At 58.3% G+C, this 17,799-nt stretch carries 15 protein-coding genes and 1 pseudogene; 4 read left to right on the top strand and 12 right to left on the bottom strand.

Annotation, left to right across the window (positions count from 1 at the left end; genetic code table 11):
* Positions 1 to 14: 14 nt before the first annotated feature.
* The 3 genes from RTM13_RS15150 to kduI all read right to left on the bottom strand — a co-directional run bounded on the left by RTM13_RS15150 (position 15) and on the right by kduI (position 3,440).
* Positions 15 to 1,433, bottom strand: coding sequence for a sugar porter family MFS transporter (locus RTM13_RS15150; protein ID WP_312212876.1), 1,419 nt, complete (start codon positions 1,431 to 1,433; stop codon positions 15 to 17).
* Positions 1,434 to 1,780: 347 nt separating this feature from the next.
* Positions 1,781 to 2,542 carry a 2-dehydro-3-deoxy-D-gluconate 5-dehydrogenase KduD gene (gene kduD / locus RTM13_RS15155; protein WP_042387961.1) on the bottom strand — a complete coding sequence of 254 codons (762 nt, stop codon included), beginning with the start codon at positions 2,540 to 2,542 and terminating at the stop codon, positions 1,781 to 1,783.
* A gap of 61 nt (positions 2,543 to 2,603) precedes the next feature.
* Positions 2,604 to 3,440, bottom strand: a complete 837-nt coding sequence (gene kduI, locus RTM13_RS15160; RefSeq protein WP_312212878.1) for a 5-dehydro-4-deoxy-D-glucuronate isomerase — start codon at positions 3,438 to 3,440, stop codon at positions 2,604 to 2,606.
* Positions 3,441 to 3,931: 491 nt separating this feature from the next.
* Here kduI and RTM13_RS15165 point away from each other — a divergent pair, with 491 nt between their 5' ends.
* Positions 3,932 to 5,107 carry an oligogalacturonate lyase family protein gene (locus RTM13_RS15165; protein WP_312212880.1) on the top strand — a complete coding sequence of 392 codons (1,176 nt, stop codon included), beginning with the start codon at positions 3,932 to 3,934 and terminating at the stop codon, positions 5,105 to 5,107.
* Between the two features lie 151 nt (positions 5,108 to 5,258).
* Here RTM13_RS15165 and RTM13_RS15170 read toward each other — a convergent pair whose 3' ends face one another.
* From RTM13_RS15170 to RTM13_RS15185, 4 genes are all read right to left on the bottom strand, one after another.
* A complete protein-coding gene (locus RTM13_RS15170; protein WP_312212882.1) occupies positions 5,259 to 5,939 on the bottom strand; it encodes an oligogalacturonate-specific porin KdgM family protein in 681 nt (226 codons plus the stop codon).
* Positions 5,940 to 6,318: 379 nt separating this feature from the next.
* The gene (locus tag RTM13_RS15175; protein ID WP_222888758.1) at positions 6,319 to 7,131 is read right to left on the bottom strand and encodes a MetQ/NlpA family ABC transporter substrate-binding protein; all 813 of its coding nucleotides are present in this window, start codon (positions 7,129 to 7,131) and stop codon (positions 6,319 to 6,321) included.
* A 28-nt stretch (positions 7,132 to 7,159) separates the two neighbouring features.
* Positions 7,160 to 7,828, bottom strand: coding sequence for a methionine ABC transporter permease (locus RTM13_RS15180; protein WP_103818366.1), 669 nt, complete (start codon positions 7,826 to 7,828; stop codon positions 7,160 to 7,162).
* Positions 7,821 to 8,843: an ATP-binding cassette domain-containing protein gene (locus RTM13_RS15185; RefSeq protein WP_312212885.1), complete on the bottom strand. Its 1,023-nt coding sequence runs from the start codon at positions 8,841 to 8,843 to the stop codon at positions 7,821 to 7,823. The genes RTM13_RS15180 and RTM13_RS15185 overlap by 8 nt, the downstream gene beginning before the upstream one ends.
* Before the next feature lie 410 nt (positions 8,844 to 9,253).
* On the opposite strand from RTM13_RS15185, the pseudogene RTM13_RS15190 reads away from it, so the two are divergent.
* From RTM13_RS15190 to RTM13_RS15200, 3 genes and pseudogenes are all read left to right on the top strand, one after another.
* Positions 9,254 to 10,216, top strand: a pseudogene (locus RTM13_RS15190) (PLP-dependent cysteine synthase family protein); the annotation flags it as partial.
* Positions 10,214 to 11,392: a PLP-dependent aspartate aminotransferase family protein gene (locus RTM13_RS15195; protein ID WP_312213082.1), complete on the top strand. Its 1,179-nt coding sequence runs from the start codon at positions 10,214 to 10,216 to the stop codon at positions 11,390 to 11,392. The pseudogene RTM13_RS15190 and the gene RTM13_RS15195, both read left to right, overlap by 3 nt.
* Before the next feature lie 87 nt (positions 11,393 to 11,479).
* On the top strand, positions 11,480 to 12,010 hold the full coding sequence (locus tag RTM13_RS15200) for a sterol desaturase family protein (protein WP_312212887.1): 531 nt from the start codon (positions 11,480 to 11,482) through the stop codon (positions 12,008 to 12,010).
* Here RTM13_RS15200 and crtB read toward each other — a convergent pair.
* Genes crtB through fni form a run of 5 tightly spaced genes read right to left on the bottom strand, consistent with a single transcriptional unit; the run spans position 11,946 to position 17,785 of the window.
* Positions 11,946 to 12,875, bottom strand: a complete 930-nt coding sequence (gene crtB, locus RTM13_RS15205; RefSeq protein ID WP_312212889.1) for a 15-cis-phytoene synthase CrtB — start codon at positions 12,873 to 12,875, stop codon at positions 11,946 to 11,948. The genes RTM13_RS15200 and crtB overlap by 65 nt on opposite strands.
* Positions 12,872 to 14,350, bottom strand: coding sequence for a phytoene desaturase (locus tag RTM13_RS15210; protein WP_312212891.1), 1,479 nt, complete (start codon positions 14,348 to 14,350; stop codon positions 12,872 to 12,874). Before RTM13_RS15210 ends, crtB begins: the two co-directional genes overlap by 4 nt.
* The gene (gene crtY, locus RTM13_RS15215) at positions 14,347 to 15,507 is read right to left on the bottom strand and encodes a lycopene beta-cyclase CrtY (RefSeq protein WP_409456054.1); all 1,161 of its coding nucleotides are present in this window, start codon (positions 15,505 to 15,507) and stop codon (positions 14,347 to 14,349) included. Before crtY ends, RTM13_RS15210 begins: the two co-directional genes overlap by 4 nt.
* The gene (locus RTM13_RS15220) at positions 15,504 to 16,745 is read right to left on the bottom strand and encodes a glycosyltransferase (protein ID WP_312212893.1); all 1,242 of its coding nucleotides are present in this window, start codon (positions 16,743 to 16,745) and stop codon (positions 15,504 to 15,506) included. Before RTM13_RS15220 ends, crtY begins: the two co-directional genes overlap by 4 nt.
* Entirely contained in the window at positions 16,742 to 17,785 is a 1,044-nt protein-coding gene (gene fni / locus RTM13_RS15225; protein ID WP_312212895.1) for a type 2 isopentenyl-diphosphate Delta-isomerase, read from the bottom strand. The genes RTM13_RS15220 and fni overlap by 4 nt, the downstream gene beginning before the upstream one ends.
* Positions 17,786 to 17,799: the final 14 nt, after the last annotated feature.

Below are 17,799 nucleotides of genomic sequence, written 5' to 3' on the forward strand. Positions count from 1 at the left end.
ACCCGGCCTACGGTTTACACCCCAATATTTCTTAACTTCTCTCCCGCCATCAGCTTACGCTCGATATGTTCAAGGGTGACGTTCTTCGTCTCCGGGATCAGCCAGAAGGTAATGCCCACAAAGGCAATATTCAGCGCGGTATAGAGCCAGAAGGTTCCCGCCGCCCCGATAGCATCAAGCAGCGTCAGGAAGGTCGCGCCGATAATCATATTTGACACCCAGTTAGTGGTGGTCGAGCAGGTAATGCCGAAGTCGCGACACTTCAGGGGCTGGATCTCCGAGCAGAGGATCCACACCACCGGCGCGGCGCTCATGGCGTATCCGGCGATACAGATCATGGTCATGCCGACAGAGAGCCAGGAGAGACCGCTGGAGGCGGTGCCGTTATCGAACTGCATCAGGCAGTAGCCCAGCACCAGCGTGCCAAAGGCCATGACGCTAAAACCGATCTTCAGCGCGGGCTTACGTCCGGCTTTATCCACCATAAAGATGGCGATAAAGGTGGCGAACATAAAGGTCAGGCCGACCACCAGGGTGGCCAGCATCTGCTGTTCGGTGGTGGTAAACCCGGCCATCTTAAAGATACGCGGGGCGTAGTACATGATGATGTTCATGCCGGTAAACTGCTGCATCGCCTGCAGCAGCATGCCAAGAAACACCGCCCGACGCACGTTTGGGTTGGCTTTGAACAGCCCCCACCCGCCCTGCTTATGCTTCAGGCTTTCGCGGATCTCGTTCAGCTCTTCCCGCGCCTTCTCGGAGGTATCGCGCAGCATGCGTAGCACCTCCTCCGCCTCAATATGTCGTCCCTTCTCTGCCAGCCAGCGCGGGCTGTTCGGCAGGAAGATGACCAGCGCAATCAGGACCAGCGCCGGCAAGGCCAGCACGCCCAGCATCGCGCGCCAGTTACCGGAGTAGCTCAGCGCCGTGTCGGAGAGAAAGGCCATCACGATCCCCAGCGTGACCATCAGCTGGTACATGCTGATCATTTTGCCGCGCACGTTCTCGCTCGCCATCTCGGAGAGGTAGAGCGGCGCGGTATAGGAGGCGATGCCGACTGCGACGCCGAGGATCACCCTCGAGAAGATCAGCACCTCAACGTTGATGGCGAAGGCCGACCCGAGGGAGCCAGCCACGAACAGGATCGCTCCCACCATCAGGCTGTATTTACGCCCCAGACGAAACGAGAGCCAGCCGTTAAACAGCGCCCCGATGGCCGCCCCCAACATCATGCTGCTCACCACCCACTCCTGCTGGCGGCTGGTCAACGTAAAGTGGTCGGTAATAAAGGGGAGCGCCCCGGCGATCACGCCGATATCCAGACCAAACAGCAGACCGGCTACGGCGGCGGAAACAGAGACAAAAAGATTCATGCGCCGCGTATCCTGCAACGCGCGCGGCAATGACGGTGCGTTATGACTCAGTAAACTCATCTTTTGTTGCCTGAAGTAGTAAATCGTCTATTGAAAGTAAGAGAGGGATGGCGAAAGGTGTCAGGGGTTAACGGTCATAGATATGGATAATATTGCTATGCATATAGTTTATGTGATGGATATTCCACTTTCATAACCATATTTAATATTATCAAATTATTTTAATATCATGTTTTAGCTAATAAATAAGCAGAGAAGCGCCTTTATTTGGCATTTTGATATGGATATTTCGTTATTGAGCATATGGATTTATCTGATTTACGGCGATAAAAAATCCCGCCGCGTGGCAGGATTGTGTAGGTCGGGTAAGCGCAGCGCCACCCGACACTTTTCAAGGCCAGACGTAATTAACGCGCCAGCCAGCCGCCGTCTACCGCTACGGTGTAGCCGTTGATGTAGTCAGAGGCGCTGGAGGCCAGGAACACCACCGGCCCCATCAGATCGCTCGGCAGACCCCAGCGGCCCGCCGGGATGCGGTCGAGGATCTCAGCGCTGCGCTGCTCGTCAGCCCGCAGCTGCTGGGTGTTGTTCGTTGCCATGTAGCCCGGAGCGATGGCGTTCACGTTGATGTTGTGCTTCGCCCACTCGTTCGCCATCAGGCGGGTGATGCCCATCACGCCGCTTTTAGAGGCGGTATAGGACGGTACGCGGATGCCACCCTGGAAAGAGAGCATGGAGGCGATGTTGATGATTTTGCCGCCGTTGCCCTGGGCGATAAAGTGCTTCGCCGCAGCCTGGGACATAAAGAACACGCTCTTGATGTTGAGATCCATCACGTCGTCCCAGTCTTTTTCGCTGAAGTTGATCGCGTCTTCACGACGGATCAGACCCGCGTTGTTCACCAGCACGTCGATATGGCCGAACTCGCTCACCGCGCGCTCCAGCAGCGCAGGGATGCCGTCGATCTGACGCAGGTCAGCGGTCAGGCTCAGGAAGCGACGACCCAGGGCGGTGACGCGCTCAATGGTCTCGGTCGGCTCAACGATGTTAATTCCGACGATGTCGCAACCCGCTTCCGCCAGACCCAGGGCCATGCCCTGACCCAGGCCGGTGTCACAGCCAGAGACAACCGCAACTTTACCTTCAAGAGAAAATGCATTCAGAATCATAGTGGTTCCTTAATCTATCTGCGCCTGTTCGCCAGGCAGGGTTTGCTTTGCTCTCCGCGACTTAGCGCAGATCCTTAACGGCAACGTGGTCCATATCATCAAAGACCTGGTTTTCGCCTACCATCCCCCAGATGAAGGTGTAAGCGCGGGTACCGACGCCAGAGTGAATGGACCAGCTGGGTGAGATCACCGCCTGTTCGTTATGCATAATGATGTGGCGCGTCTCTTGCGGCTGCCCCATCATATGGAACACGCAGGCGTCCTCATCCATATTGAAGTAGAAGTAGACCTCCATCCGGCGCTCATGGGTATGGCACGGCATGGTGTTCCACAGGTTGCCCGGCTCCAGCTCGGTCAGGCCCATGCTCAGCTGGCAGGTTTCCAGCACGTCCGGCACGAAGTATTTGTTAATGGTGCGGCGGTTGCTGGTCAGCGGATCGCCAAGGGTCACCGGCGCGACATCCGCCGGAGTGACCTTTTTGGTGGGGTAAGCGGTATGCGCCGGGGCGCAGTTGTAGTAGAACTTGGCCGGTTTTGCCGGATCGATGCTGGCAAACACGACCTCTTTCGCCCCTTTGCCGACGTAGAGCGCATCGCGATGGCCGATTTCGTAGCACTGGCCGTCAACGGTGATGGTACCCGGACCACCAATGTTGATGGTGCCCAGCTCGCGGCGCTCGAGGAAGTAGCTGACGCCCAGCTGCTTGCCCACTTCGCTGCCGACGGCGACGGTTTTTGCCACTGGCATGATACCGCCAACGATAATGCGGTCGATATGGCTGTACACCATGGTGTAAGCGTCCGCCTCGAATACCTGCTCAACTAAAAACTCGTCGCGCAGCCCCTGGGTGTCCAGCGTCTTAGCATGTGCGCTGTGGATGCTTTGTCTGACTTCCACATTTACCTCCAAAATCGTTTTTGACTGAACGTCACATAACGGCGCGTCGAAACGCTGTTCCGTTTTGTAGTATGGCGGCCATATTATCCCGGCTAAAACGCGTTTTCAATTGCAAATAAAACATTGTTTCATTTTTTCTGCTATTTCATTTGAAAATTGGAATTAGGATCACGATTGTTCAGCGTTGACATTATGCAGGCGACCCGCATCAACTGAAGATAATGATAAAAAATTATTTATTAACAATGAGTTATAAAATCTTTAAGTTTCAGCTGCCTGGTTGGATTTTCTTGTCACAAATCAAAGACATCTCTTCTCCTCATACCCGCTCACGATATCCTCACGACTTTTTTCTTATAAAGTGCGTGACCAATCACACATACTGAAACGATGTTTTGATAATTTAACACCTAGTTTTTAAACTCATAATCCATTCGGGTCATTACGCTAGCCGAAACATCGTGACAGGCCCTCTTAACAAGGAGATAAGTATGGCGAAAGGTATGCGGGTTAAGCTTAACTATGAAGTCAGCCGCGATCCGGACACGGGTGCGGAAGTGATCCGCTTAACGCCTCCCGAAGTCACCTGTCATCGCAACTACTTCTATCAGAAATGCTTCTTTAACGATGGCAGCCACCTGCTCTTCGCAGGCGAATTCGATGGCCACTGGAACTACTATCTGCTGAACATTGAGCAGGCCGAAGCGGTGCAGCTGACCGAAGGCGCTGGCGATAATACTTTTGGCGGCTTCCTTTCGCCGGATGATAGCGCGCTCTATTACGTTAAAAACGATCGCACCCTGCGGGAAGTGAACCTTAAAACCCTGGCCGAGCGTGAAGTCTACCGCGTGCCGGAAGAGTGGGTTGGCTACGGTACCTGGGTAGCGAATAGCGACTGCACCAAGCTGGTCGGCATCGAAATTGCCAAAAGCGACTGGACGCCGCTCAATGACTGGAAAATTTTCCACGACTTCTTCCTGAAAGGTCCCCGCTGCCGCCTGCTGCGCGTCGATTTGCAGACCGGCGAAAGCGCCACCATTCATGAAGAGAAGCTCTGGCTGGGCCACCCGATCTACCGTCCGTTTGACGACAACACCGTTGCCTTCTGCCATGAAGGCCCGCACGATCTGGTGGATGCGCGTATGTGGCTGGTGAATGAGGACGGCAGCAACATCCGTAAAGTGAAGTCCCATGCCGAGGGTGAAAGCTGCACCCATGAATTTTGGGTGCCAAACGGCTCGGCGCTGGTCTACGTCTCCTACCTGAAGGGGCAGCAGGGCCGCACCGTCTATCGTTTTGATCCGACCACCGGGGTGAACGAGGCGATCATGGCGATGCCAGCCTGCTCACATCTGATGAGTAACTTTGACGGCACCCTGCTGGTAGGTGACGGCTCAGGCTCGCCGGTTGACGTCAACGATGCCGACGGCTACAGCATCGATAACGATCCCTATATCTACGTGTTCGACGTGGCGGAGAAGCGCTACTACCGCGCAGCGCGTCACGATACCTCCTGGGCAACGGTGGCAAATAGCCGCCAGGTGACCCATCCGCATCCGTCATTTACGCCGGATGACAGTGCGGTTCTGTTTAGCTCCGACAAAGACGGTAAGCCTGCGCTCTATATTGCCCGGCTTCCCGAGCAGCGTGAATGGCTACAAGCATAATTGAGTGTGTTTAGTAACTGGCCTTGCCCTCCGTATGGAGGGCCTTTTTTTATCTGTATTATTTCACTCACAACTCTATTTCCTTCTCTCTCTATTTATATAAAGAAAAAACCCCAGCCAACTGCTCCGGGGTCTTCTCATGAGGGTTCTTTTAGAAGGTATATGCTACGCCGACACGGAAACGCGTCTGGCGCTCGTCGGTATTTCGCACGCCGACGTTACCCACTTCGCCATACGGGGCCCAGTTTTTATCCCATTTATAAGCGAGCTTAACGTTATATTCGTTAGAATAGGTTTTGTTATTTTCACGAATAACGTCTTCGGTACTTTTCGCGTAGACGTAGTTCAGCTCGGTGCGCCAGTCGCCCATCGCCCAGCCTACCCAGGCATCGAATTTATTTACTTTGTTATCAACCACGTTAGAGTCCGGGTTGCGGGTGTACTCATAGCGGTAGCGACCAGCGATATAGACACCGCTGTCAAAGCTATACTGCGCATGCAGATAAGGTTTATAGATAGAGAAGGTATCTTTACTTTCAATATTAATGCCCGGGTTAAGAGCAAAATTATCTGTCGCTTTCCAGCGCCAGTTCAAGGATTCTTCGTGACCGTTGCCAACGATTTCGGTTAATGGTTGATCGGCGTTATCACCGCCAGATTTCCATTTTGCTTCGACGCCAAAACCCAGGCCGTTATCAAAACGGTGAGAGACCGCCACGCGATCGGCGTTGGTGCCGTTATCAATATATTCGTGACGCAGATCGACAGTCACCGCCTGCGCAGCAAAAGAGGCACCGATAAGAGACGCAAGGATCAGAGTATTCTTCAACATAGCCACCCTCAAAAATTAAAATGATGTTCCGTTTTTATGGAATTGCATTTTATTTTTTAAATAACTTTATTTTAGTGATCGGGATCGTAATTGACTGTTTCAAAAAATTAGGAAAGTGAAGACGTGATGAATATCAACAAAGAGAGGCTTTTTGGACTATAAATAACGACGCAGATCACAGCAGACCGCTATTAACGTCACAATTACAAATATTTTATAATAAGTCAAAGTTCTTATTTATCAGTGCATTGTTGAGTTAGCTAACAAATAGTTACATGCGTGATTTTATTATATTCGTATAATACTTTTCTTAAGCATTAATTCTGACGTAAAAAAGCCCGCTCTTAGGCGGGCCTTGCAGACAGACAACAGATCAAACTCAGTTGTTAACTGGGATCACTGCGCCTTTGTACTTGGTACGGATCCACTCCTGAATCTCTTTGGAGTGCAGCACGTTCACCAGCGCGACGACGTCTTTCTTCTTCTCGTCGCCACGGTGGACGGTGATGATGTTGGCGTACGGGTTGTTCTCACCGCTCTCTACCGCAATCGGATCTTTCACCGGGTCCAGACCGGCATCAATCGCGTAGTTAGCGTTGATCACCACCGCATCGCCTTCGTCGTTGTTATACATCTGCGGCAGCAGGGAGCCTTCTACGTTCGGCAGGAACTCCAGCTTTTTCGGGTTCTCAACGATATCGCTGATGCGCGCGTTAACTTTATTCACGCCCGGCTTCAGCTTGATCACGCCCTCTTTCTCGAAGATAGAGAGGATACGGCCCTCTTCTGCCACGGCATCACGCATGATCACTTTGCCGCCCTGCGGCAGATCCTTCAGCGATTTGTATTTCTTGGAGTAGATACCGATCGGCTCGATATGGATCGCGCCTGCGCTGACGAAGTCATAAGTTTTGTCGCCTTCGTGATCTTTCAGCACGCTATTCAGATACGGAATGTGCTGGAAGTAGTTCGCGTCGATGTCACGGCTGGCCAGCGCGGTGTTCGGCAGGATGTAGTCCTGGAACGGTTTGATCTCGAGATCGATCCCCTGTTTTGCGAGGATAGGTTTAGCCTGCTCGAGGATCTCCGCGTGCGGCACGTTAGATGCGCCAACGGTCAGGGTATCAGCCCAGGAGGCGAAGCTCAGGGCGCTGAGGGTTGCTGCGGCAATCAGTGTCAGTGTCTTTTTCATGATGTTGGTTCCCAAATTGTTGTTGTGTTTAGCGTTTATCTAACAAAGAAGTAATCACGTCGCCGCAGAACTGGATGATGAAGACGATGATCAGAATGGTCACCGTCGCCACCAGCGTGACGTCGTTGTGGTTACGCTGGAATCCTTCCAGATAAGCAAGATTTCCTAAACCGCCCGCGCCGATCACACCAGCCATTGCGCTGTAGCTCACCAGAGCGATCAGCGTAACGGTGATGCCTGACACTAACGCAGGCGACGATTCAGGCAACAGCACCCGAAACACGAGCGTACTGAGGCGCGCACCCATGGAGCGCGTAGCTTCAATAACGCCTTTATCCACTTCGCGCAGCGCAATCTCTACCAGGCGGGCATAGAACGGCGCAGCGCCGACAATCAGCGCTGGCAGCGCGGCGTTGGCTCCTAAAATGGTGCCGACAATGGTCTTGGTGAAGGGGATCAGCAGCACGATCAGAATAATGAACGGGATCGAGCGAAACACGTTCACCACGATGGAGATCACGCTGTAGAGCGGCTTGTTCTGGAACAGTCCGCCCTTCGCGGTTAAAAACAGCGCCAGCCCGAGCAGGATCCCCAGCACAAAGGTCGCGACGCCAGAGAGCGCCGTCATATAGAGTGTCTCCTGCGTGGCGGACCAGAGCTGGTCCAGGCGCAGATGCGGGAATAAATTCTCAACCATGTTTGATCACCTCGCCGTCAATATCGCTTTTCTGCAGATCTGCGAGGATATTGCCTAGTTGTTCCTGGGTTGCTACGACGTGCACCCAAAGTTGTCCAAAAACGCCGTGCGCCGTCTGGGTCATTTTGCCATGCAGAATATTGAACGGCAGACCGTAGCGCAGGGTCAGTTCCCCCACGATCGGCTTGTGCGTGCTGTGGCCGGTAAAGGTCAGCTTGATGACGCTGCCAGCCAGATCGTTAGCCAGCTCCGGATTAAAGGTCTCTTCTTCCGCATACTGGCTTACCTGGCGCACAAACTGGCGAGTGATCGGCTGCTGCGGACGGGTAAAGACATCCAGTACGTCACCCTCTTCCACCACTTTGCCGTTCTCCATCACCGCCACGCGGTCGCAAATCTTACGCACCACATGCATCTCATGAGTGATCAGCACGATGGTCAGCTTGAAGCGGCGGTTGATATCCAGCAGCAGATCGAGGATCTGATCGGTAGTCTGCGGGTCCAGCGCCGAGGTCGCCTCGTCGCACAGCAGCACGTCAGGGCTGTTAGCCAGCGCACGGGCGATGCCGACGCGCTGCTTCTGCCCACCGCTCAGCTGGGACGGGTAGGCGTTTTCACGTCCGGTCAGACCGACCAGCTCGACCAACTCCGCTACCCGGGCGGTGATTTTTGCTTTCGGTACGCCCGCGATCTGCATCGAGAAGGCAATGTTCTCATTTACCGTACGCGACCAGAGCAGGTTAAAGTGCTGGAAGACCATGCTGATCTTCAGCCGCGCCTGGCGCAGGCTCTCACCGCGCGCGGCGGAGATATCCTGACCGTTGATGGTCACGCTACCCTCGGTGGGCTTCTCCAGGCCATTGAGCAGGCGGATCAGGGTACTTTTCCCCGCGCCGCTGTAGCCGATAATGCCGTAAATTTGCCCCTGCTCAACCGTCAAGTTCACATTATCCACGGCGGTAATAGGTACCTTTCCGTGGTCAAAAATCTTAGAGATATTCCTCAGGACGATCATTTCGTTGGTGTATCCGTTATGGCGGTTTAGCAGTATGGATGTCTGAATGATGATAAACAGGCGTTATTATCTTTGAAATAACAAAAAATGAATAAGATATAACGTGCAGATCTAAGCGGCTCATACCGTGACCTGCCGTCTATAGGATTAATTCAGCAACCGTTATCGAAAAAGCGCATAAGATTAGCACTGGTTTACGGTCTGCGATAGCAGGGGTAGGCTCTAAGCCTTTGTTTTGTAGGCCGGATAAGCGCAGCGCCATCCGGCGTCACATCCAGATGGCTTTCCATCCTGACGGCTAAACAGCACAGATATGCCATTTCGTTCTATTTAGCAGAGAATCATTCTTTAAAAGCTGTTTTTAACCACCCTATCCTCCTGCTATCGCATTTCATAACAGGTGACAAAACATGTCCGTATTCCACTCCATTACCGACCTCATTGGTCAGACGCCGATCCTCCAGCTACACAAACTGGATACCGGCCCGTGCGAGCTTTTTCTTAAGCTGGAGAATCAGAATCCCGGCGGCTCGATAAAGGACCGGGTGGCGCTATCGATGATCAACGAGGCCGAGCGCCGGGGCCTGCTGACTCTCGGTGGCACTATTATTGAAGCCACCGCAGGCAATACCGGTCTGGGACTGGCGCTGATAGCCGCCCAGAAGGGCTATAAGCTGGTGCTGGTGGTACCGGATAAGATGAGCCAGGAGAAGATTTACCATCTGCGCGCGCTGGGCGTGGAGGTGCGGCTCACCCGCTCCGACGTGACTAAAGGCCACCCGGAGTACTATCAGGACTACGCCCGTCGCCTGGCGAAAGAGACGCCGGGAGCCTACTACATCGATCAGTTCTCCAACCCGGCTAACCCGCTGGCGCACGCCACCACCACCGCGCCGGAGCTGTTCGACCAGCTGGCGGGCAGGATTGACGCCATAGTCGTGGGCGTTGGCTCCGGCGGCACGTTGGGAGGGCTACAGGCGTGGTTTGCCAAACACTCTCCGCATACTGAATTTGTGCTGGCCGATCCCGTCGGCTCGATTCTGGCAGATCAGGTTGAAACCGGGCAGCACGGCGAGGCGGGCTCCTGGCGAGTTGAGGGGATTGGGGAAGATTTTATCCCTCCCCTCGCCCATCTGGAAAACGTTCGTCAGGCGTACCGGGTATCAGATGCGGAGGCGTTTGCCACTGCCCGCCAGCTCTTACAGACGGAAGGCGTGCTGGCTGGCTCCTCCACCGGCACGCTGCTGGCCGCCGCGCTCCGCTACTGCCAGGCCCAGACGACGCCCAGGCGGGTGGTGACCTTCGCCTGCGACAGCGGCAACAAGTACCTCTCCCGCATGTTTAACGATGAGTGGCTGCAACAGCAGGGCTTGCAGGATGATGACCAACCCGCGCCCGCTGCGCCTGTTAGCGCTCTGGCCACCCTCAGCGTACATAGCGGAGCGTTTAACGACCAGCACGGGGCGGTAATGCCGCCTATCTATGCCACCTCGACCTTTGCCCAGCCTGCGCCAGGGCAGCACACCGGCTACGAATACTCCCGCAGCGGCAACCCGACGCGCCATCCCCTGGAGAGCGCCATCGCCGAGCTGGAAGGCGGCACGCGCGGCTACGCCTTCGCCTCCGGCCTGGCGGCGATCTCTACCGTGCTGGAGCTGCTGGATAAAGATAGCCATATCGTCGCCATCGACGACGTCTACGGCGGTACTTATCGTCTCATTGAAAACGTGCGCCGCCGTAGCACCGGTCTACAGGTGAGCTGGGTAAAGCCGGACGATCTTGCCGGTCTGGAGGCGGCCATCCGCCCGGATACGCGGATGATCTGGGTGGAGACGCCCACCAACCCGCTGCTTAAGCTGGCGGACCTGGCGGCTATCGCCGACATCGCCCGCCGTCATAACATCATTAGCGTGGCGGATAACACCTTCGCCTCACCCCTGATCCACCGTCCGCTGACGCTGGGCTTTGATATCGTTGTGCACTCGGCTACTAAATACCTTAACGGCCACTCCGACGTGGTGGCCGGGCTGGCGGTGGTGGGCGATCGCCCAGCGCTGGCGGAGAAGCTTGGCTACCTGCAAAACGCGGTAGGCGGCGTGCTCGATCCGTTCAGCAGCTTCCTGACCCTGCGCGGCATCCGCACCCTCGCCCTGCGCATCGAGCGCCACAGCAGCAACGCCCTGGCGCTGGCTCGCTGGCTTGAGCAGCAGCCGCAGGTGGAAAAGGTGTGGTTCCCATGGCTGACGTCACATCCGCAGTATGCCCTGGCGCGCCAGCAGATGGCCCTGCCGGGGGGCATGATCTCTATCGTGATCAAAGGCGACGACCAGCGCGCGGCTGAGGTGATCGGTAAACTGAAGCTGTTTACCCTCGCCGAGAGCCTGGGCGGCGTTGAAAGTCTGGTGAGCCAGCCGTTCAGCATGACCCACGCCTCGATCCCGCTGGCGCAGCGCCTGGCGAACGGCATTACGCCGCAGCTGATCCGCCTGTCGGTGGGCATTGAAGATGAGAAGGATCTGCTGGCAGACCTCAAGCAGGCTTTGGCCTGATACCGACGCGCGCCCAGCGATTGCGACTATGCTTAGAGGCTAAGGGTTTTGATTAAGCCAGTCTGAGTCGCAGGAGCGCGCACCGCTATGCTAGTAAATAGTCTGATCGTCATCTTGAGCGTTATTGCGATGGAGGGCATCGCCGCATTCACCCACCGCTACATTATGCACGGCTGGGGATGGCGCTGGCATGAGTCGCACCACACTCCGCGCAAGGGGGTGTTTGAGCTGAACGATCTCTTTGCGGTGGTCTTCGCCGGGGTGGCTATCGCGCTGATCGCCGCAGGCACGGCGGGGATCTGGCCCCTGCAGTGGATTGGCTGCGGCATGACGATCTACGGCCTGCTCTACTTCCTGGTGCACGATGGCCTGGTGCACCAGCGCTGGCCCTTCCACTGGATCCCGCGCCGGGGCTATCTGAAGCGGCTCTACGTCGCCCACCGCCTGCACCATGCGGTGCGCGGACGGGAGGGCTGCGTCTCCTTCGGCTTTATTTACGCCCGTAAGCCTGCCGACCTACAGGCGATCCTGCGCAAGCGTCATGGCCGTCCGCCTAAACGGGACGCTGCCAAAGAGCGGCCGGACGCGGCGTCACCTTCGTCATCTTCGCACGAATAACCTGGCCCGGGGCGGCCATCAGCATGGCGATTTTTTCACCTTTGCTGGTGTGCTGGCGGCGATCCCAGGCGCTGCCTCCCGCCGCTTTTACCTTGATACCGATCTCCCGGTAGACGCTGCGGGCGGTGGCGATCGCCCAGGCGCAGCGCGGGGGCAGATCGTGCAGCCCGGCCAGCGAGGAGATGTAGTACGGCTCGGCGGCATCAATAAGCCGCTCCGCCACCCGCGCCAGCGCCGCCCGGTTCTCCCGTGCGGCATAGTTCTCCTGCGTCAGTCCGGCATCGTGCAGCCACTCGGCGGGCAGATAACAGCGGTCAATAGCCGCATCGTCAACGATATCGCGGGCAATATTTGTCAGCTGGAAGGCCAGGCCCAGATCGCAGGCGCGATCCAGCACCCGCTCGTCTCGCACGCCCATCACCCTGGCCATCATCAGGCCCACCACGCCCGCCACGTGATAGCAGTAGCGCAACGTATCCTCAAAGGTGCCATAGCGAGTCTGGGCCACGTCCATCGCAAAGCCGTCGAGGTGATCGAGCGCCATGCGCGGCGTAATGCCGTGGGTCAGCGCCACCTCCTGAAAGGCGGCAAAGGCGGGATCCTGCATCTCCGCCCCCTCAAACGCCGCCAGGGTCAGCTTGCGCAGCCGGGCCAGGCGCTGCGTTGCCTCCTCTTCTGCCGCGGCCTCGCTGGCAAAGCCGTGGGTCTGGTCATCGATAACATCATCGCAGTGGCGGCACCAGGTGTAGAGCATCAGCACGCTACGCCGAGTGGCGGGATCAAACAGCTTCGCGGCGGTGGCAAAGCTCTTCGAACCGTTGGCCATGGTCTGCGTGGCATGGTCAAGCAGCGGCGGTTGGCTCATTGCAGATCCTCAATCATCAGGCTGGCGGTGGCCTTCGCCGAGGCCACCACGCCAGGAATACCCGCTCCAGGATGGGTGCCTGCGCCGACCAGGTAGAGGTTAGCGATATCGCTGTCGCGGTTATGTGGCCGGAACCAGGCGCTTTGGGTGAGCAGCGGCTCGATGGAGAAGGCCGAGCCTAAGTGCGCATCCAGGGTGTCATGGAAATCCGCCGGGGTAAAGATACGCTGGGTCACCAGCTGGCTACGCAGGCCGGGCATGTAACGCTCTTCAAGATAGTCAAAGATGCGGTCGCGTAGCTTCGGTCCCTCCTGCGCCCAGTCCAGCGGCGCGTTGCCGAGATGCGGTACCGGGGCCAGCACGTAGAAGCTGGCGCAGCCGGGAGGGGCGAGCGAGGGATCGGTCACACAGGGCGAGTGCAGGTAGAGGGAGAAGTCATCCGCCAGCGCGCTGCCGGTAAAGATGTCGTCGATAAGCTCCCGGTAGCGCGGGCCGAAGCAGATGGTATGGTGCGCCAGCTGCGGATGGGGCTGGTTCAGACCGAAGTAGAGCACAAACAGCGAGTTGCTCATGCTCTTGCGCTCCAGCGCTGCCGCCCGCTTCTGCCCCACCGGATGGTGGCCGAGCAGCTTTTTATAGGTATTCACCACGTCAGCGTTTGAGGCTACTGCATCGGCATCAAAGGTGCGGCCATCCGCCAGCCGCACCTGGCTCACGCGGTTATCGGTAACCATCAGCTCTTCAACTCGGGCATTCAGCGCTATCTCTCCGCCGAGATCGGTAAACAGCTTCACCATGCCGTTGACCAGTGCCCCGGTTCCGCCCTCGGGGAACCAGACGCCCCACTCCCGCTCAAGGGCATGGATCAGGGTATAGATGGACGAGGTGGTAAAGGGGTTGCCGCCCACCAGCAAGGAGTGGAAAGAGAAGGCCTGCCGCAGATGCTCATCCTCAATAAAGCGCGAGACCGACTGGTAGACGCTCTGCCACGCCTGAAGCTTAAGCAGCTGCGGCCCGGCGCGCAGCATGTCGCGAAACGAGAGAAACGGCACGCTGCCCAGCCGCAGATAGCCCTCCTGGAACACCGCCTGAGAGTAAGCCAGGAAGCGCCGGTAGCCTTCGACATCGCGGGCGTTAAACTGACTAATCTGCGCCTCAAGCTCGGCGCTGTCGTTAGCGTAGTCCAGGGTTTTTCCGGACTCCCAGCAGAGCCGATAGAAGGGCTTCACCGGCAGCAGCCTGACATAATCCTCCATCCGCCTGCCGGCCAGGGTAAACAGCGCCTCGAGCGCGGTGGGATCGGTGATCACCGTCGGCCCGGCATCAAAGGTAAAGCCCTCGTCATGCCAGACGTAGGCGCGACCGCCGGGCTTGTCCCGCTGCTCCAGCAGCACGGTTGGGATCCCTGCCGCCTGCAGGCGGATCGCCAGCGCCAGGCCACCAAAGCCTGCGCCAATCACAACGGTTTTCTTCATCCTTTTTCTCGCCTGTCAGGGAAATGGTTCAGCGCCGCCCGCCAGGCCTCCCCCAGCGGAACCGGCGGCTTGCCCGTCAAAATGCGGGCCTTATCGAATAGAGAGAGCCGACCGGCGTAAAAGCGGCCTACGGTCGGCTCCGGCAGCCCGTAAAAGCGCTGCATTACCCGCCAGCGGTTCTCCTCGCGTCCCGCCAGAAAAAGCATCCGGTTTAGCAGGCGGAAAAATCCCTGCCTGCGCCAGTGGCGTTCGGCAAACTTTCGGGTGAGCTGATAGAGCGGGACGCTGCCCAGACGCGGGCTGTCGGCGATCTCGTCGGCCAGAACGACCGCCAGCGGCAGCGAGTAGCCGGTGGTGGGGTGGAACAGCCCCGCCCGCATCCCCGAGCGCGGTACGCCCGCCCCATCGGCCCACAGCGCCTGAATGTCGCCCGCCAGGGTAATCGGCAGACAGCCGGACTCCTCGCGCTCAAGCTGAGCCAGCGACCACCCCTTGCTGTGAGCATAGTCGGTAATGGTCTGGCGCAGGGTATCGCTATCGAGCTGCGGGGCGTTGGCGTAGCGCGTGTCCTCGATCAGCAGCGTATCGGCGGAGAGCGGCAGGGTATAGACAAAGCGGTAGCCCTGCTGCTGCTCTACCGTGGCGTCCATCAGGATCGGTACGGTCAGGCCGTGGGGCTGGCTCAGCCGCCACTGTTGACCGAGAAAGAGCTGGTAGCCGGTCTGCATCGCCGGATTGGCAGTCACGCCGCGACCATCAATAACCGCCCCGGCAAGCAGCGCCTCGCCGCTGGCAAGACGCACGCTGTTGGGTAAGACCTCGCTCACCGTACAGCTACGCCAGATGTTCTCCCCCAGCGCCTGATGCAGGGCCTCGGCAAAGCTCTCTGACGTAATGGAGTAGTAGCCGCGCGCGAGGCGACGGCTGAGATGGGGAAACTGCACTTCATAGCCTGGCCAGGCGTGAGCCACCAGCGGAGCCAGCCAGGCGTGCTGTTCGGGGGTGAGATCGTCCTCGTGGAATGACCAGGTGTGGTTCCCGCCAACCTGATCCCCAGCCTCGATCAGCAGTACGTTGAGCTGCGGGTAGCGCTGGCGCAGACGCCAGGCAATCAACCCGTTGGCCAGCCCGCCGCCGACTAAAATCAGATCCCTCACGATACGCTTTTGCTCCCTGTCATGGCCTGTTCAATTAAGGTCGCCGCACGCAGAGTGCCTCCGGCGTCGTTAAGCTGCTGGCGGGCCGTCGCCAGACGTTGATGAAGGGTCTCGTCGTCCAGCAGCTGGGTAATCTCATCCGCCAGCGTCTGCTGCCTGGCGAAGCGTGACACCCGACGCCCTAATCCGTTAAAGACCAACCGGGCAGCCACGGCGGGCTGGTCGAAGGTTAGCGGTACGGCCAGCACCGGCGTAGCGGCAGCCAGCGCATCCAGCACGGTATTGAGACCGCCGTGGGTGATCACCAGATTTGCCTCAGCTATATAGCGCGGCTGATCGACAAAGCTGGCCACATCGGTAGCGCCGCAAGCGTAGAGCGAGTCGGCCTGGGCCTGGGTCAAACCATCGCAGTGGGCAATGGTCACCTCTGCCCCCACGCTGGCACAGGCCCGGGCGATTTTCCGGAACAGGCGTAGACGGTGCCCTTGCAGGGTTCCCAGCGAGGCGAAGATCCGCGGCGTGCTGCGCGGCGGGCGCTCTACCTGCGGCGGCGGCTGGTAACGCAGCGCCCCGACGTAGTGGAAACAGTCCGGCAGTGCCCGACGCGGGAAGTCGAGAAGTGGAACGGACTGGCTGATCTGCGCCAGCGGCGAGAGGCACTCGTCGAGACGCCTGCGCTCTGCCAGACCAAAGCGCTGACTGTGGCGCAGGATCGTCTGCCCGTGCGGGTACATCAGCGCATCGTAGATACGTTCGCTGACCTGAAAACGCCGCAGGGCTTTCTTATCCTCAGCGTAGTGAAACGGCATCACCGGCAGCGGTAGGCCCGGCTCGCGGTTGACCGGCAGCGCACAGGCGATAGAGATAAACGGCAGCCCCAGCGCCTCGGCGACCAGGCTTCCGGCAGGCTCCATCTCATCGACAATCAGCGCGTCCACCGCCAGCCGCTGCAGAATAGCAGGCAGCTGTCGGCAGAGCACATCGGTCAGGGATGACATGGCCGCGATCAGCCGCAGCAGGTTGCCGTTGCTCTGCTGCTGTACGCTGCGCTGGGCCTGTTGCACGCTGGCGGGAAGCGGATAGAACGTCACCCGCTCCGTTTCCTGCTCTGCCAGCGAGGCGACGTTTCCGGTAAGAAAGGTGATCCGGTGACCGCGCCGGGCCAGCTCCAGCGCCAGGGCATGCAGCGCCACCGCGTGACTGTAGAGCGGCGGTGCTACGATGGCAAAATGGCTCATGGCGCATCCCGCAAATAGCGGATATCTGCCTGCTTCAGATCGTAGAGGCTGCTGCTGCCGGTGCAGAAGCAGGCGACCCGCAGCTGTTCAATAATGACGTTGAAGTGATCGATCACCTTCTCCGTAGAGATGCCCGCGCAGCCGAGCACGGCGGCGGCCTGCCCCACCATGCAGGCCCCGAGCCGCAGCGCTTTCGCCGCGTCGACGCCGTTTTTAATGCCGCCGGAAGCAATAAGAGGTACCTGCGGCCAGGCATCAGCGATCTCAACCAGCGCTTCAGCGGTGGGGATCCCCCAGTCGGCAAAGACGTTGGCTACGCTGCGCTGCTGCTCGGTCGCCGCCCGCTCGCCCTCGACGGCAGCCCAGCTGGTTCCGCCCGCGCCGGCCACGTCAATCACGGCAACGCCGACATCCACCAGCTGCCCGGCTACCATGCGGGAGATCCCCGCTCCCACCTCTTTCACCACCAGCGGAACGGGCAGTTCACGGACCAGGGTTTCGATAGCCGCCAGCCGTCCGCGCCAGTCGCGATCGCCGCCGGGCTGTAGCGCCTCCTGCAGCGGGTTGAGGTGCACAATCAGGGCATCCGCCTCAATCATCTCCACGGCGCGGCGGGCGTAGTCGAGACCTTTCCGGCCCGTCAGCTGTGCCGCGCCAAGGTTCGCCAGCAGCGGCACGTCCGGGGCCAGCTGACGCAGGGTTTTATCCAGCCCAAGTCCGGCGTCGCTCTCAATGGCGACGCGCTGGGAGCCAACCCCCATCGCAATCTTCAGCGCCTGCGCTGCCTCAGCAAGGTGACGGTTAATATGGCGTGAGCGCTCAACGCCGCCGGTCATCGAGCTGATCAGCAGCGGGGCCTGTAACTGACGGTTGAGAAAGGTAGTTTCCAGCGTGATGTCGTTAAAATCCAGCTCCGGCAGGGCGCAATGGGTAAAGCGCCAGCGTTCAAAGCCTGCGCTGGCCTGGGTTACGGCGCGACGGGGGTCGAGGACGATATCCAGATGATCGTTTTTACGCTGAACAAGGCGCTCGTCCTTCATTCATTACTACTCCT

The organism is Pseudescherichia sp. (assembly GCF_031979925.1).
Classification (GTDB): domain Bacteria; phylum Pseudomonadota; class Gammaproteobacteria; order Enterobacterales; family Enterobacteriaceae; genus Pseudescherichia.